The 14,380-nt window shown below is 54.1% G+C and carries 19 protein-coding genes; all 19 read left to right on the top strand.

The features are described 5' to 3' along the window. The first annotated feature begins 156 nt into the window (after positions 1–156). Positions 157–435: a KOW domain-containing RNA-binding protein gene (locus Psfp_RS17075; RefSeq protein WP_134219738.1), complete on the top strand. Its 279-nt coding sequence runs from the start codon at positions 157–159 to the stop codon at positions 433–435. Positions 436–473: 38 nt separating this feature from the next. Continuing rightward, positions 474–692, top strand: a complete 219-nt coding sequence (infA, locus tag Psfp_RS17070; RefSeq protein WP_045645055.1) for a translation initiation factor IF-1 — start codon at positions 474–476, stop codon at positions 690–692. A gap of 157 nt (positions 693–849) precedes the next feature. Further along, the gene (gene rpmJ, locus Psfp_RS17065) at positions 850–963 is read left to right on the top strand and encodes a 50S ribosomal protein L36 (RefSeq protein WP_011928424.1); all 114 of its coding nucleotides are present in this window, start codon (positions 850–852) and stop codon (positions 961–963) included. A 22-nt stretch (positions 964–985) separates the two neighbouring features. Beyond that, positions 986–1,357 carry a 30S ribosomal protein S13 gene (rpsM, locus tag Psfp_RS17060; RefSeq protein ID WP_134219737.1) on the top strand — a complete coding sequence of 124 codons (372 nt, stop codon included), beginning with the start codon at positions 986–988 and terminating at the stop codon, positions 1,355–1,357. Positions 1,358–1,375: 18 nt separating this feature from the next. After that, positions 1,376–1,765: a 30S ribosomal protein S11 gene (gene rpsK, locus Psfp_RS17055; RefSeq protein ID WP_134219736.1), complete on the top strand. Its 390-nt coding sequence runs from the start codon at positions 1,376–1,378 to the stop codon at positions 1,763–1,765. 15 nt (positions 1,766–1,780) lie between these two features. Next, positions 1,781–2,407, top strand: coding sequence for a 30S ribosomal protein S4 (gene rpsD / locus Psfp_RS17050; RefSeq protein ID WP_134219735.1), 627 nt, complete (start codon positions 1,781–1,783; stop codon positions 2,405–2,407). 41 nt (positions 2,408–2,448) lie between these two features. Next, entirely contained in the window at positions 2,449–3,396 is a 948-nt protein-coding gene (locus tag Psfp_RS17045) for a DNA-directed RNA polymerase subunit alpha (RefSeq protein ID WP_134219734.1), read from the top strand. A 16-nt stretch (positions 3,397–3,412) separates the two neighbouring features. Beyond that, positions 3,413–3,751 (top strand): 50S ribosomal protein L17, encoded by a 339-nt coding sequence (gene rplQ, locus Psfp_RS17040; RefSeq protein ID WP_134219733.1) that lies wholly within the window; start codon positions 3,413–3,415, stop codon positions 3,749–3,751. 771 nt (positions 3,752–4,522) lie between these two features. After that, positions 4,523–5,458 carry an energy-coupling factor transporter ATPase gene (locus Psfp_RS17035; protein ID WP_243120758.1) on the top strand — a complete coding sequence of 312 codons (936 nt, stop codon included), beginning with the start codon at positions 4,523–4,525 and terminating at the stop codon, positions 5,456–5,458. Positions 5,459–5,635: 177 nt separating this feature from the next. Further along, positions 5,636–5,848, top strand: coding sequence for a hypothetical protein (locus tag Psfp_RS17030; protein ID WP_134219732.1), 213 nt, complete (start codon positions 5,636–5,638; stop codon positions 5,846–5,848). A gap of 30 nt (positions 5,849–5,878) precedes the next feature. Next, on the top strand, positions 5,879–6,034 hold the full coding sequence (locus Psfp_RS21825) for a hypothetical protein (protein WP_192895502.1): 156 nt from the start codon (positions 5,879–5,881) through the stop codon (positions 6,032–6,034). A 17-nt stretch (positions 6,035–6,051) separates the two neighbouring features. Further along, positions 6,052–7,005: an energy-coupling factor transporter ATPase gene (locus tag Psfp_RS17025; RefSeq protein WP_134219731.1), complete on the top strand. Its 954-nt coding sequence runs from the start codon at positions 6,052–6,054 to the stop codon at positions 7,003–7,005. Positions 7,006–7,052: 47 nt separating this feature from the next. Beyond that, positions 7,053–7,841, top strand: a complete 789-nt coding sequence (locus Psfp_RS17020; protein WP_134219730.1) for an energy-coupling factor transporter transmembrane component T — start codon at positions 7,053–7,055, stop codon at positions 7,839–7,841. Positions 7,842–8,242: 401 nt separating this feature from the next. Next, the gene (truA, locus tag Psfp_RS17015; protein ID WP_348981156.1) at positions 8,243–9,088 is read left to right on the top strand and encodes a tRNA pseudouridine(38-40) synthase TruA; all 846 of its coding nucleotides are present in this window, start codon (positions 8,243–8,245) and stop codon (positions 9,086–9,088) included. Positions 9,089–9,284: 196 nt separating this feature from the next. Continuing rightward, on the top strand, positions 9,285–9,740 hold the full coding sequence (gene rplM, locus Psfp_RS17010) for a 50S ribosomal protein L13 (RefSeq protein WP_134219729.1): 456 nt from the start codon (positions 9,285–9,287) through the stop codon (positions 9,738–9,740). A 3-nt stretch (positions 9,741–9,743) separates the two neighbouring features. After that, positions 9,744–10,136 (top strand): 30S ribosomal protein S9, encoded by a 393-nt coding sequence (rpsI, locus tag Psfp_RS17005; RefSeq protein ID WP_134219728.1) that lies wholly within the window; start codon positions 9,744–9,746, stop codon positions 10,134–10,136. A gap of 825 nt (positions 10,137–10,961) precedes the next feature. After that, on the top strand, positions 10,962–11,510 hold the full coding sequence (locus Psfp_RS17000) for a tail fiber protein (protein ID WP_205079613.1): 549 nt from the start codon (positions 10,962–10,964) through the stop codon (positions 11,508–11,510). A gap of 10 nt (positions 11,511–11,520) precedes the next feature. Next, positions 11,521–12,063, top strand: a complete 543-nt coding sequence (locus Psfp_RS16995) for a GNAT family N-acetyltransferase (RefSeq protein WP_134219726.1) — start codon at positions 11,521–11,523, stop codon at positions 12,061–12,063. Positions 12,064–12,155: 92 nt separating this feature from the next. Further along, positions 12,156–14,380 (top strand): hypothetical protein (locus Psfp_RS16990; protein WP_134219725.1); only part of this gene is annotated, 2,225 nt, incomplete at its 3' end.

Raw genomic sequence — 14,380 nt, 5'->3', positions numbered from 1 at the left:
ATATTGCTCCTTAGGTACTGCATATACCAATAGGTACGAGGGGAACCCCAACAAATGTAGGTGCGAATTCATTCGTACAAAAAGGCCCCAAAGGAATGCAGTATATACCTACGACCTACGACTTACGACCTACGACTAATTTCGGAGGTAATGGCCATGTCAGGGAATGCGGCTCAGATCGGGCGCCTTGTATGTTCAATGCAGGGCCGTGACAGCGGCAGGTATTACCTGGTGGTCGGCAGCGTAAACGAGACCAGGGTCATGCTGGCTGACGGGGAAGTCCGGAAAGTTGATAATCCCAAAATAAAAAACGTAAAACACCTCAAGTTTTATGATATGATTGCCGGGGAAGTGTTTGACAAGGCGATAAACGGCAAAAGGATTACAAATGCGGATGTCCGGAAGGAACTTAAGAGTCTCATTGAACAAATTTGAGTGTTCATTTTAATACAAGGAGGTAGGGCCAATAACTGATGTCGAAACAGGATGTGATTGAGGTTGAAGGGACCGTGATCGAGCCGTTGCCAAACGCAATGTTTCGTGTTGAGCTCCAGAACGGACACAAAGTCCTAGCCCACGTCTCAGGCAAGATCAGGATGAATTTCATCCGGATCCTCTCCGGTGACCGGGTCATGGTGGAGCTTTCCCCATATGATCTAACGCGCGGCCGCATCGTCTACCGGTATAAATAGTAGCCGTAGGTCGTAAGTGGTAGGGCGTAATAATTAAGTAAAAGAAGTATTGGGTTGTCGGAAGTTTACATTTGGCGGGGATAGGTCGACAAAAAAGGAATACATGCATCCTACGGCCTACGCCTTACGCCTGACGACCTAATAAGGAGGGTTTAAAGTGAAAGTCAGACCGTCCGTTAAGCCCATCTGCGAAAAGTGCAAAATTATCCGCAGGAAGGGCAGAATCATGGTTATCTGCGAGAACCCCAAGCATAAACAGGCACAAGGGTAAACCAGGAGGTGTTTAATAATATATGGCACGTATTGCAGGCGTAGACTTACCGAGGGATAAGCGGGTCGAGATCGCGCTTACCTATATATTCGGCATTGGTAAGCCCACGTCACAAAAGGTCCTGGCTGAAACCAATGTCAATCCGGACACACGGGTCAGGAACCTTACCGAGGAAGAGATTACCAGGCTGCGTGAAGTGATTGAGAAGGAACACAAGGTCGAGGGTGACCTGCGCCGTGAAATCGCTTTGAACATCAAGCGCCTGATTGAAATCGGATGCTACCGGGGCCTCAGGCATCGCCGCGGCATGCCGGTACGCGGCCAGCGGACCAAAACCAACGCTCGCACCCGTAAGGGACCGCGCAAAACCGTTGGCGTCCGCAGAAAAAAATAGGTTAGAGGAGGTTTTTCAATGGCGCGTCGCGTAGCCAGGACTAAAAAACGTGAACGCAAAAATATAGAGTCGGGCGTTGCCCACATCAAATCCACCTTCAATAATACCGTCGTTACCATTACCGACGTCAGGGGCAATACACTTTCCTGGGCCAGCGCCGGTGGGGTGGGCTTTAAAGGCTCCAGAAAAAGCACCCCCTTCGCTGCCCAGATAGCGGCCGAAAAGTCCGCCAAAGAGGCCATGGAACACGGCCTGAAGGAAGTAGAAGTGATGGTAAAGGGGCCTGGCGCGGGGCGTGAAGCAGCTATCCGCTCACTGCAGGCTGCCGGGCTGGAAGTAAACATGATCAAGGATGTCACCCCCATCCCGCACAATGGCTGCCGGCCGCCCAAGCGCCGGAGAGTTTAAGGAGGTGTACTATATTTGGCAAGGTATAAGGATTCAGTCTGCCGGCTCTGCCGCCGGGAAGGCCTGAAGCTCTATCTCAAAGGTGACAGGTGCTATACTCCAAGGTGTGCAGTAGATCGCCGGGCCTATGCCCCGGGCCAGCACGGCCAGGGCCGCAAGAAGGTTTCCGAGTATGGTCTCCAGTTAAGAGAGAAACAAAAAACCCGCCGCATGTACGGAATTTTGGAAGGCCAGTTCAGGCGCTACTTTGATAGGGCCGAGCGGCAGCAGGGAGTTACCGGTGAAAACCTGCTCAGGCTTTTGGAGAGGCGTTTGGACAATATTATCTACCGCCTGGGCCTGGGAGCATCCCGTAATGAGGCCAGGCAGCTGGTACGCCACGGGCATTTTACCGTCAACGGCAGGAAAGTCAACATACCCTCCTTCCTGGTCAAGGTCGGCGATGTAATTGCCGTACGGGACAAAAGCAAGGATTCACCCAGGATTAAAGAACTTATGGAGAGGGCTGCCGACCGCACTCCCCCGGCATGGCTCGAATATGACGCCGACCCGGCCGTCGGCCGCGTAGTTGCCCTCCCGGCGCGGGATCAGATCGATGCTCCCGTACAAGAACACCTGATCGTGGAGCTGTACTCCAGGTAGGCTAAGTGCCCATTGTTCCGGCCAAAGGAGGATCCCATCAAATGCTGGAAATCGAAAAACCAAGAATTGAAATTGTTGAAATGAGTGACGACAACACCTACGGCAAGTTCGTCGTTGAGCCGCTGGAAAGGGGTTACGGCATCACCCTGGGCAATTCATTGCGCCGTATCCTGCTTTCCTCCCTGCCCGGCGCTGCCGCCACCTCGGTCAAGATCGAGAGCGTGCTGCACGAGTTCTCGACCATACCGGGGGTTGTCGAAGACGTTACCGACATTATCCTTAACCTGAAGAGCTTGCGTTTGAAGCTCTACGGGGAAGACGAAAAAATCCTGCGGGTGGAGGCTACCGGTGAGGGCGAAGTTAAGGCCGCCGACATCATCCATGACGCCGACGTGGAAATCTTAAACCCCGATCTCACCATCGCCACTCTGGCCGGCAATGGCAGGCTTTTCATGGAGATAACGGTCGCGCGCGGGAGGGGCTATGTTTCCGCCGAGCGCAATAAGAAAGGTGATCATATCATCGGGGTCATTCCCATTGATTCCACCTTCACACCCGTGCAAAAGGCTAACTATACCGTGGAGAACACCCGTGTGGGTCAAATTACCGACTACGACAAACTGACTTTGGAGGTTTGGACCGACGGCAGTATCCGGCCGGATGAGGCCACCAGCTGGTCGGCCAAAATCCTCAATGACCACCTGCGCCTCTTTATAGGTCTCACGGAAAGCTTGAACGACGTCGAGATCATGGTGGAGAAGGAAGAAGAGCAGAAGGATAAGATCATGGAAATGACCATCGAAGAGCTCGACCTCTCGGTCAGGTCTTACAACTGCTTGAAGCGGGCTGGCATTAATTCGGTTGAAGAACTGATCCAGCGCAATGAAGAGGACATGATGAAAGTCAGGAACCTTGGGAAAAAGTCGCTGGAGGAAGTGATCCATAAACTGGATGAACTCGGCCTTTCACTCAGGAAGGATGAGGAGTAAGGAGGGACATTAGACAGTGAGCTACAAGAAATTGGGTGTCAATACCGGTCACCGGAAGGCGATGCTGCGCAACCTGGTCACATCACTTTTCCGGGATGAGCGGATTAACACCACTGAGGCCAGGGCCAAGGAAGTTAAGAGCATCGCCGAGAAAATGCTGACGACGGCCAAGCAGGGCGACCTCGCGGCCAGGCGCCAGGCGCTTGCTTATATATATGAAGAAGACGTGGTCAAGAAGCTTTTCGATACCATCGCGCCCAAGTACGCCGACCGTCCGGGCGGCTACACCCGCATCGTCAAGGTCGGCTACCGCCGCGGCGACGCCGCGGAAATGGTCATTCTGGAACTGGTGTAATGAGACGTGGGACGTGAGACGTGGAAATCGAGGTATTTGCCAACGCAAATTCCAACGGTCTTTCAACCCGCGTTGCATCCTTTAAAGGGTCATTAACTACCCGAAAAATGTGGGGCAAATATGACCCCACAGGAATGCAGAATATACCCACGTCCCACGTCACACGACTCACGTCTGAATTCACTTTGACCCGTTAGGAATGCATTATATGAATGAGACAGGGGACGGTTCTTTGTCTCATTTTCGTTGATCTATTTGCGCTTAAGTCAGGTACCAGGTACCTAACTTATTCACGCTGGCGAGGATGGGCAACCACCCGGTCACGGGTCGATGATGCAGGAATTTCGGAGTAGTTCCACAAGCCGCTGTCGCGGCGCCAGCAGAGAAGAAAACTAAGCGATGTAGGGGCGATTTCAATCGCATAACGGCGCGTCAGCGTTGCACTTGGGCAAAGGTAAACCACAATAGATCTCTTGGTTGACGTTTGGATGTATGTAGGTTAAACTACATACATGATAATTAATGTAAACAGGTAATACATCCAGTGCAGGAGCGAATTCATTCACATATTGCCCCTAAGGAATGCAGCATATGCTACGCCCATTCTCATTGGAGGTGTACCATTGAAAGAGGCTATCTTGCGTTTACTGGGAAAAAAATCGCGGCGCGTATGTCTAATGTGACTTTTGTGGTATCTCTATGTGCAGTCGAACACTTGTTTTCAGAGTAGAGTAGAAATATTTTTCTGTGATGAAAGGGACGGTGTGAGACGTGAGAGATAAGATGCCGGTAACAGGCATTGTTACAGAGGGCAACGGTCCCGTACGGAACAATCCTGTTTCTCATGTCCCGGCTTCCGCGACGCACGGCTGCTTTATTGAGGTAACCGGTCTCACCCATACATACAACCGCGGCAAGCCCGGCGAGTGCCGTGCCCTGTCCGGAGTTGACCTCACCGTCAACAAAGGCGAATACCTGGCCGTGGTCGGCCCGAACGGCTCGGGCAAATCCACCCTGGCCAGGCATTTTAACGCCCTGCTGCTGCCCTCGACGGGCAAAGTCCTGGTAGACGGTCTGGATACCAGCCGTCCGGAGGACACCTGGGAAATTCGCCGCAGGGTGGGCATGGTTTTTCAAAATCCGGACAACCAGATTGTAAGTTCACTGGTGGAGGAAGACGTTGCGTTTGGCGCGGAAAACCTGGGGCTGGAGCCTTCGGAAGTACGCGCCCGGGTGACGGAGGCGCTGGAACAGACCGGGCTTACACGGTTCCGTCAGCATGCCCCCCACCTTCTGTCGGGCGGCCAAAAACAGCGGCTGGCCATTGCCGGAGTGCTGGCGATGCAGCCAACCTGCCTGGTCCTGGACGAGCCCACCGCCATGCTCGACCCCGCCGGCCGCCGGGAACTGTTGGATACCCTGGAGAGGCTTAACCGTTCCCTTGGGATCACGGTGGTCCTGGTAACCCACTTCATGGAAGAGGCCGCCCGGGCCGGCAGGGTCCTGGTCCTTGCCCGCGGCAAGACCGTCCTCGCGGGTACGCCGGCCGAAGTATTCTCCCAGGATAAAATATTGGAAGAGCTGGGACTGGAACTGCCCGCTTCCACCCAAATTGCCCGCGGCCTGAAAAGGCGGGGCTTTTTAATACCCCAACCAATCCTGACCCCCGACGACCTGGTAAAAGCGGTCGTGGGACGTGAGACGTGAGAAACCACATAACACTGCCGTTTTGTGAAACTTGGCAGAATTCATTGGCGCACGACCCGGAGAATACATACACCTTACTTACACTTGCGTCACACGGCCAACAATGTGGGTGCGAATGGATGTGATACTTTCTGCTAAAATCCTCGATCCAGGCCGAGAAGGAATGGAGGTGAACTCATGAAAGTTACACTCAGGAATGGGACAGTGTACCTTTACGGACTTGCACTTGACTATAAAGAGGGAGGAAAGGTGGGGTTTACCTACCACGACAAGGTGGTCAGTCCCAGGAGGAAGGACGAATCCGATAAGTTTAAGTACATTTTGAAAACTGTAGAGCTTGACGCTGGTGAGCTGGCTAGTGTGACAGATTATTCGCATGATCCCAAGTGACATGAATAGGGAAGCAGAGGGACGGTTCTTTTGCTTCCAAAAGATCACAAAGAAGCAGCGGATGTGCGGGGAGGAAGCATGGGGGCGGTTCTTGCTGCTACCGACGCCTTCAACCTTTTTAAAATTCAGGCGCCAATTCATTCGCACAAGGTCCCGGAGGAATGCAATAAGCCTATGTCCAACTAATTTATGGAAGTGGTCTCATGTCAAAGGATAAACAAAATGGATACGAGGAAGCAGGGGGACGGTTCTTTTGCTTCCCGAAAGGAAGCAAAAGAACCGTCCCCCTGCTTCCTCCTGCCATCAAGGTTGAAAACCTCACCCACGTCTACGCGCCGGGGACGCCATTTCAGGTAACCTCTCTTGATAATGTATCCCTTGAGATAGCCAAAGGCGAATTCCTTGCCGTGGTAGGCGCCACCGGCTCCGGCAAGTCCACACTCGTCCAGCATTTCAACGGCCTGCTTAAACCCACGCGCGGCAAGGTAACGGTGTGCGGCCGGGATGTTTCGGATAAGCAGGCGGGGCGTACGCTCTGGCGCAAAGTAGGATTGGTCTTCCAACGGCCGGAACAGCAATTTTTTGAGGAGACGGTTTTTGATGATGTGGCCTTCGGGCCCAGAAATATGGGCCTGAGCAGGGATGAAGTTAAAGAACGGGTCGAGGACGCCTTACGGTTAGCCGGCCTGGATCCCGTTCAGGTTGGGCAACTCTCCCCCTACCGTCTCAGCGGCGGCATGAAAAGAAGAGCAGCCATTGCAGGCGTACTTGCTCTGCGCCCGGAAGTGCTGGCCCTGGATGAGCCCACCGCAGGCCTGGACCCGCAGGGCAAGCGGCAGCTCTTGGACCGTTTGGAAAATGTGCGTCGCGAATGGGGGGTTACCATCATTTTCATAACCCACAGCATGGAAGAGGTGGGGCTCCTGGCAGAGCGGGTGGCCGTCCTGAACCGTGGCTGCCTGGCCATGATCGGCGCACCCCGTGAAATTTTCAGCAGGGCCGAAGAATTGCGCGGGATGGGACTTGACGTTCCCGTCCCAACCGAGATCATGGACCGGCTGCGAGCCGCCGGCAATCCGGTCCCGGCCGGTATCCTGTCCAACACCGAAGCCGAAGAAGAAATCGCAAAACTACTGTCAGGCGCAGCATCAACCTAAACAAGGAAGCAAAAGAACCGTCCCCCTGCTTCCCTTAAGGAGTAGCTATGTCTTTAAAACTCACTATGGGACAATATATCCCGGGTGAATCTCTTTTGCACCGCCTTGATCCCAGGACCAAGGTGGCGTGCGTACTGGTCGCTGCCGTCGCTGTTCTGCTCGCCTCCGGCTGGGCGGGATTCGTTCCGGCAGCGCTGCTTACCATAGCGGCCGTCGCTTTGTCGGGTTTTTCTCCCCGGTTTATCTTAGGAGGGTTGCGGTCTCTCTGGCTGATCTTGACCGTCACCTTCCTGTTGCAATTGCTGCTGACTCCGGGAGAGCTCCTGCTTGCGCTGGGGCCACTGAAAATATCCCGGGAAGGTTTGGAGGCCGGCAGCCAGTTGTTCCTGCGCTTGGCCCTATTGATTTTTCTGGCCTCCCTGCTGACTCAAACTACCTCGCCGGTCAGCCTGACCGCCGGGCTGGAAAGCGTGCTGTCACCGCTCACTCGCCTGGGGGTCCCGGCACATGAGTTGGCCATGATGATGACCATAGCCCTGGGTTTTATTCCAACCCTGATGCAGGAAGCTGATATACTGGTCAAGGCCCAGCGTTCGCGCGGGGCGGGATTGGCAGGAGGCCCGGCCGGCTGGCTCAGAAACATGCTCCCTTTGCTTGTCCCTCTTTTTGCAGGGGCGCTGCGGCGGGCCGAGGACCTGGCGACGGCCATGGAAGCCCGCTGCTACCGTGGCGGCGTGAACCGCACCAGGATCAGGAGCCTTCACACCGGCCCCGCCGACTACGCCGCAGTCGCAATATGTCTGGCCGCCCTGGCGGGCACGCTTGTTTTGAGGTGATCAGGAAAAGGAAGCAAGGGGACGGTTCTTTTGCTTCCAAAAATGAGGCAAAGCAAAGTCCTCTGTCTTTAACAGTACGAGTAAATTGAGCCCCTGCCCGATGTGGACGATTTCAATCATAATTGCGCTGCAAAGCTGTTTAAGGGATTAACAATCAAAACGGAATTAGCAATATTTGTTGTATTTCTTTTGAGCAGTTTGGGGTAGTAGATAGGGAAGCAAAAGAACCGTCCCCCTGCTTCCCATTAGTATCACACAAATTCGCCTAACGTGCAGTGTGCAACTGCTGGCGTCGTGATAGCGGCTTGTAGCGGCACTAAGAAAAGAATTTGTTCCCACGTTGTTAGACAGCTAAATAGCAATGGAAGTATTGGGAACCGTCCACATTGTTTCGAACCGCATTGTCAAAAAGGAAGCAAAAGAACCGTCCCCTTGCTTCCCAAAAGAACCGTCCCCTTGCTTCCCAAAATACATTCCAGCAAAAAGGAAATCTGTCCATGTGCAACATTAAGGTTACCCTGGCCTATGACGGCACAAACTATTATGGCTTCCAGGAGCAGCGCGGCACCCCGTATCAGACCATCCAGGGAGTCGTCGAGGACAGGCTGTCCCGGCTGGCTAAAAGACAGATCCGGGTAATCGGGGCCGGGCGCACCGACACCGGCGTGCACGCCCGTGGCCAGGTGGTCAATTTCGACGCCGGCTCCTGGAAGATAGGGGCGGAACGGGTGGCTTACGCCCTGAGAAGCCTGCTGCCGGAGGACATCGTGGCTCTGGAATCGGTGGAGGTCGACCCCGCCTTCCACGCCCGTTTTTCGGCTGTATCCAAGTCCTATCGCTATACCATCTACAACGGGAAATACCCGTCTCCATTCCTCCGCCTGTTCAGCTATTACGTACCCAGCCCACTGGATGATGGGGCGATGCGGGAGGGGGCTAAATACCTGCTCGGCCGGCACGACTTCAGCGCTTTCCGGGCTCTTGGCACGCCGGTCAAGAGCACCGTCCGCACTATCCTCGAAAGCCGGGTAAACCGGGTAGGCGACCTGATCTACATCGACGTGCGGGGGGATGGCTTCCTCTATCACATGGTGCGGATGATTGCCGGAACTCTGATCCGGGTTGGCAAAGGCAAAATTCCCCCGGGCGAGGTGGAGGATATTCTGTTCGAAGGCGACAGCCTCAGGGGCGGTCCTACCGCCCCGGCGAGGGGACTCTGCCTGGAGAAGGTTGAGTACCAGACATGATGCAGGGGAGGAAGCAAAAGAACCGTCCCCCTGCTTCCTTAGAACCGTCCCCCTGCTTCCTTATATGGTTCTTCCTTGACACTTGTAATTGTGTGTATTATAATGTTAAATGTGGTTTTTAGCGGTTCCCAGCCCCGGGCCGGTAAAAACAAAGGTTTTTGCCTTGTTTGTTGACTTAAGGAGGGAAAGATTTTAAATGAAGACCTTTATGGCCAAGGCTGAAGATATAAAGATGAACCGCAAATGGTTTGTCCTGGACGCCGAAGGCAAGGTTCTCGGCAAACTGGCGGTGGAGGCGGCGAAAATCTTGAGGGGGAAGCATCGTCCCAACTTTACCCCCCACGTCGACACCGGTGACCACGTGATTGTGATCAACGCGTCCAAAATCAGGCTGACCGGCAAGAAGCTGCAGGACAAGAAGTACATCAGGCACTCCGGCTATCCCGGCGGTTTGAAAACGGTCGACTACGGCACTTTACTTAAAACCAGGCCCGAACTGGCCGTCGAAAAGGCCATCGTGGGCATGCTGCCCCATAACAAACTTGGCGCCGATATGGCCAGAAAGCTTAAAGTATATAAAGACGCCGAACACCCGCACCAGGCCCAAAAACCCGAGGCCTGGCAGTGGCAGACCATCGGGAAGGAGGAATAAAGCATGGCAAAGGTAATGTTTTACGGTACAGGCCGCAGAAAAAATGCCATTGCCCGGGTATTCCTCGTACCAGGTGAAGGCAACGTGATCATCAACAACCGGCCGGTAAGCGAATACTTCGGCCGCAAGACCCTGGAAATGATCGTACGCCAGCCCATGGAGCTTACCGGGGCGTCAGCCCGGTTCGACATTCAGGCCAAAGTTCTCGGCGGCGGCATCAGCGGCCAGGCCGGAGCAATCAAAATGGGCATCGCACGCGCGCTGATCCAGGCCGACCCCAATCTTCGGCCCCCTTTAAAACGGGCCGGTTTCTTGACCAGGGACCCGCGTATGAAAGAGCGCCGCAAATACGGTCTCAAAAAAGCCCGTAAAGCGTCCCAGTTCTCAAAACGTTAACAAGAAGGAAGGGAAACCCCTTCCTTTTTTTATACGTAAAACAGGTCCTTAAGAGTTTTTTGCGCATCCCTTTGTGGGATTATGTGCGAATAAAGGAAGGGAGTCCCCCTTTCTTTTTTCGTTTACGTGATCTTTCCCGGAATAGCCCTTATGTAATTCAGTGCGAAAAGCATGTCGTTCATGCAAATAAGTCTACAACTTTCACTTGATATGTCGATAATAGTATATGTATTGATATTTTTTTTCGATTAATCAGCCAGGAAAACAATTCAATAGGTAAGAAATTAATGAAAAATTTATAAAATTCTTCATTGTAAATATTAGGAAGAGCTCCGTATTATACATAAAGTTGCCTTGTCTATCTACGAGCTTATACAACATACTTCTACAAGCGGCGTTAAGTATAGAAACCTTAGAATATGGCCGCCATTTCAATCGCAAGGGCGCGTCAGCGCGGAACTTGAGCATCTGAAAATAAAGTTCTCATCTCTTGCTGGTGCGTATTTAACGGCATGGTTGTCTAAAGTAACTTTTGTACGAATGAATTCGCACCTGCATTTTTGGGGTATCGCTTCGTATGTGAACAATTGGGTTTGCTTCGTATGATGGACAACTGCTTTCAAGGCAGCGTCTATATCTAAGACAATGTTAAAGGAAAAGGAGTTGATGATTGGTTCGATTTTATCCGGGCAGACCGCAGGGAATGGCAGGCAGACTTCCCACGCCGGCGGGCGGCGGTCCGGCGCATACTTGCAATGCTAAGGGGTTATGCGCTAATGAATTTTTGCTCTATTATTCTGCCACCAAGAAAGGAGAGATTTTATTATGGATCCGTTTATAGGTACAATCATAGCCTGGCCATGTAATTTCGCGCCCCAGGGATGGGCGTTTTGCAACGGCCAAATCCTGCAGATCAGCACGAACCAAGCGCTCTTTTCTTTAATCGGGACTACTTACGGGGGTGATGGGAGAACCACTTTCGCCCTGCCGAACCTGTGCGGGCGCGTTCCCCTTGGAGCGGGGCAGGGAACCGGCCTGACACCGCGAATTCTTGGTCAGGTCTCCGGCTCTGAAAGGGTTACCCTTTCAGTTAATGAGATGCCTGGGCATAATCATGCTTCGTCCGGGATTCCCGCTTCCACTAAAACGGCAACGGTTGGACAACCCGGTCCCACCGCGGTTCCAGGCTCTTATGAAAAGGAAAGGGGCACGTATTACAACATCTATTCACCCGAGGCTGACGCCAATACAACCCTCAAGCCGGCTGCCCCTACGGGCGCCGCCGGGGGCGGTCAATCCCATGACAATATGCCGCCCTACTTGGCAGTAAATTATATTATAGCCCTGCAGGGCATTTATCCCACCCGGGATTAGGGTGAAACAAATGAAAGCCACTGGCGATGGAGAACGGGAGATGAAAAGGTGCGCTTCCGGCGTGAAGGAGACGGCACGGGTAACCCTGCGTCCGGTCTGTCCGGCGGATGAGCCGTTTCTCTTCCGTCTCTTTGCCGGCGGCCGTCCGGATCTGGAGTGGATCACTTATCTTAGCGAGGAGCAGAAGACGGAGTTTTATGGCAAGCAGTTCCGGTGTGAGCAGGAGCAGCTTAAAAAAGACTATCCGGGTGCGCAGTTTTGCGTCGTACTTCTGGAAGGAGAACCCGTGGGAAGGTTGTATGTTCACCGCGGGAAAGAAGAGTTTCGCGGTCTCGCCATCACCCTGCTCCCTGAATTCCGCAACAGGGGAATCGGGAGTGAGTTGATCAACGGTATGCTGCGGGACGCCTCCAAAGCGGGCAAGCCGGTGCGCATCCATGTGGCCTGGTACAACTACGCCGCCCGTGCCCTTTATGAGAGGCTTGGGTTCCGGGTGGCGGAGGACAGGGAAGTTTATTGCGAAATGCAGTGGCTGCCTAAAGCCGATTTCTAACGTCGGGAAGGTATCATATGAAGAAAGTTCCGGAGACGTTATTGTACCGGTTGTTTAATTAAATAACCGCCATTTAAGTAGAGGTGTAAAGGATGTGTTGTAAACCGAAGATTTTTTTTGTCTTTCTCCTGTTGACAGCCGTTATTGCGTTAGCCTTTGCCAACGCGCCTGCGGCGGAGGCAAGCGTCAGTGACACTCAGCAATTGAATAGCGATTGGATTTCAGATGCTGCCAATGGTTTTGCTCCACCAACTGCATCAGATGCGCTGGCTAGCGATGACGGAGCTATTTGGATCGACAACGGCGAAACCGCGGCACAATGGATAGAATTTTCCACAGCTCCTGGCGAGGAGTTATTTTCTTTTGACCTGGCATCGCTCACGCTTGGCAAATATCAGTCTGATTGGAACATGACATTTACGATAGTTGGCACCAAGACGGATAATTCAACCACCGCTCCCGTAATTCTTGCGTGGCCGAATGACGGCGCTACTCAAAAAACCTTTTCCGGAGCAGATTTAAGCGGTCTTACCGGCCTGACCAAGTTTAAAATCAGCTTGGGGGGTACCGATCCTCCTTTCCCAGTCTGGTATGCCGAATTTAGACAGTTCACCATCGCCAATCAGGTGAACAGCGGCAATGCAGCGCCGGCTATCAGCAATTTGAGCAACATCACCTTCCAGGAAAACACCGTTAATGCCGCGCCGCAGCAGATTGACCCGGATGTCACGGTGGCCGACGGCGACTCGGCCAACTTTGACGGCGGGCAAGTCACGGTTTCCTACACCGCCGGCAACTCGGCGCAAGACCAGTTGGCGGTGGGCAACATAGGCAACATTTCCGTGTCCGGAAGCGCCGTCAATTATACCAGTACCCAGATCGGCACCGTCAGCGGCGGGAGCAACGGCTCCCAGTTGGTGATCAGCCTTAATGCCAACGCCACGTCGGCGCGAGTTACGGAGCTATTGCGCGCGCTGACCTACGGGAACACCTCCAATGAGCCCGTCAGCCATCGCATCATCTCCATCACCGTCAGTGACGGCGACGGGGGTACCAGTGCAGCGGTGACGGCCAAAATATCGGTGTCCGGCCAGGCGGAGTCCGGCGTCGAGATCCCGGCGTTGACACAGGACCTCAGTTACCCGGCCTGGTGGGACGATCTCAATAACGGTTTCACCATTGCCGCCAACGGCAGCGCGGCCTTGAACGGTAACGCTACGAGTATCTGGTTAGAAAATGGCGGCACCGGTCCGGCCTCCTTAACCATCATTGCCGCCGAACAATTCGAGGGAGGCATGTTCGACCTGACCGGGCTGGTATTCGATTTGGCCGGCAGCGGGAATACCTATACCGTCACCGTCACCGGTCACAAGGCCGGGGGCAGCACGGTCACCGCCAGCAAAACCGGCGGTACTGTGGCGGAATTCAACGCTATAGACTTGAGTGGCCTGACCCATATCTATTCTTTTGATGTTCAAATTTCCGGCACCGCTAACGTGTATAACCTGGGGCTGGATTCGTTTACCATCGCCAATCCTCAGGCATACGTGGGAAACCAGGAGCCAAGTGTTACCGGCCTGAATGACATCACCTTTCAGGAGAACACCGTCAATGCCGCGCCGCAGCAGATTGACGCCGACATCATGGTGACCGACAGCGACTCCGAGGACTTCGACGGCGGACAGGTCACGGTCTCCTACATTGCCGCGGGGCTGCCGGAGGATCAGCTGTCCGTCGGCAATATCGGCAATATCTCCGTGTCGGGCGGCGCCGTCAACCATGCCGGCGCCGGTCAGATCGGCACGATCAGCGGCGGCGCCAATGGTTCCAGCCTGGTGATTGCCCTCAATGCCTCAGCCACCCCGGCGCTGGTTACAGATTTGCTGCGCGCGCTGGCCTACGGGAACACCTCCAATGAGCCCGCCAGTTACCGCACCATCTCCATCACCGTCAGCGACGGCGACGGGGGTACCAGTGCGGCGGTGACGGCCAGGATATCGGTGTCCGGCCAGGCAGAGTCCGGAGTCGATAGTCCCGCCCTGACCCAGGACCTCAGTTACCCGGACTGGGTGGACGATCTCAACAACGGTTTCACGGTTGCCGCCAACGGCAGCGTGACCTTGAATGGTGACGCTACGAGTATCTGGTTAGAAAATGGCGGCACCGGTCCGGCTTCCTTAACCATTACTGCCGCCGAACAATTCGAGGGAGGCATGTTCGACCTGGCCGGCATTGTGTTCGACTTATATGGCAGCGGTAACACCTATACCGCCACCGTCACCGGTCACAAGGCCGGCGGGGGCACGGTCACCGCCAG

This window comes from Pelotomaculum sp. FP (genome assembly GCF_004369245.1).
Lineage (GTDB): Bacteria > Bacillota > Desulfotomaculia > Desulfotomaculales > Pelotomaculaceae > Pelotomaculum_C > Pelotomaculum_C schinkii.
Note: the sequence above shows the minus strand (reverse complement) of the source record. Positions and strands in the feature narration are given on the sequence as shown.

Bases quoted from the DNA above. Each gene is read 5' to 3' on its own strand.
- rpsM (WP_134219737.1), top strand. From the start codon at position 986: ATGGCACGTATTGCAGGCGTAGACTTACCGAGGGATAAGCGGGTCGAG.
- Psfp_RS17020 (WP_134219730.1), top strand. From the start codon at position 7,053: ATGTCTTTAAAACTCACTATGGGACAATATATCCCGGGTGAATCTCTT.
- Psfp_RS17075 (WP_134219738.1), top strand. From the start codon at position 157: ATGTCAGGGAATGCGGCTCAGATCGGGCGCCTTGTATGTTCAATGCAG.
- Psfp_RS17000 (WP_205079613.1), top strand. From the start codon at position 10,962: ATGGATCCGTTTATAGGTACAATCATAGCCTGGCCATGTAATTTCGCG.
- Psfp_RS16995 (WP_134219726.1), top strand. From the start codon at position 11,521: ATGAAAGCCACTGGCGATGGAGAACGGGAGATGAAAAGGTGCGCTTCC.
- Psfp_RS17025 (WP_134219731.1), top strand. From the start codon at position 6,052: ATGTCAAAGGATAAACAAAATGGATACGAGGAAGCAGGGGGACGGTTC.
- rplM (WP_134219729.1), top strand. From the start codon at position 9,285: ATGAAGACCTTTATGGCCAAGGCTGAAGATATAAAGATGAACCGCAAA.
- infA (WP_045645055.1), top strand. From the start codon at position 474: ATGTCGAAACAGGATGTGATTGAGGTTGAAGGGACCGTGATCGAGCCG.
- rpsK (WP_134219736.1), top strand. From the start codon at position 1,376: ATGGCGCGTCGCGTAGCCAGGACTAAAAAACGTGAACGCAAAAATATA.
- Psfp_RS17045 (WP_134219734.1), top strand. From the start codon at position 2,449: ATGCTGGAAATCGAAAAACCAAGAATTGAAATTGTTGAAATGAGTGAC.
- Psfp_RS17030 (WP_134219732.1), top strand. From the start codon at position 5,636: ATGAAAGTTACACTCAGGAATGGGACAGTGTACCTTTACGGACTTGCA.
- rpsI (WP_134219728.1), top strand. From the start codon at position 9,744: ATGGCAAAGGTAATGTTTTACGGTACAGGCCGCAGAAAAAATGCCATT.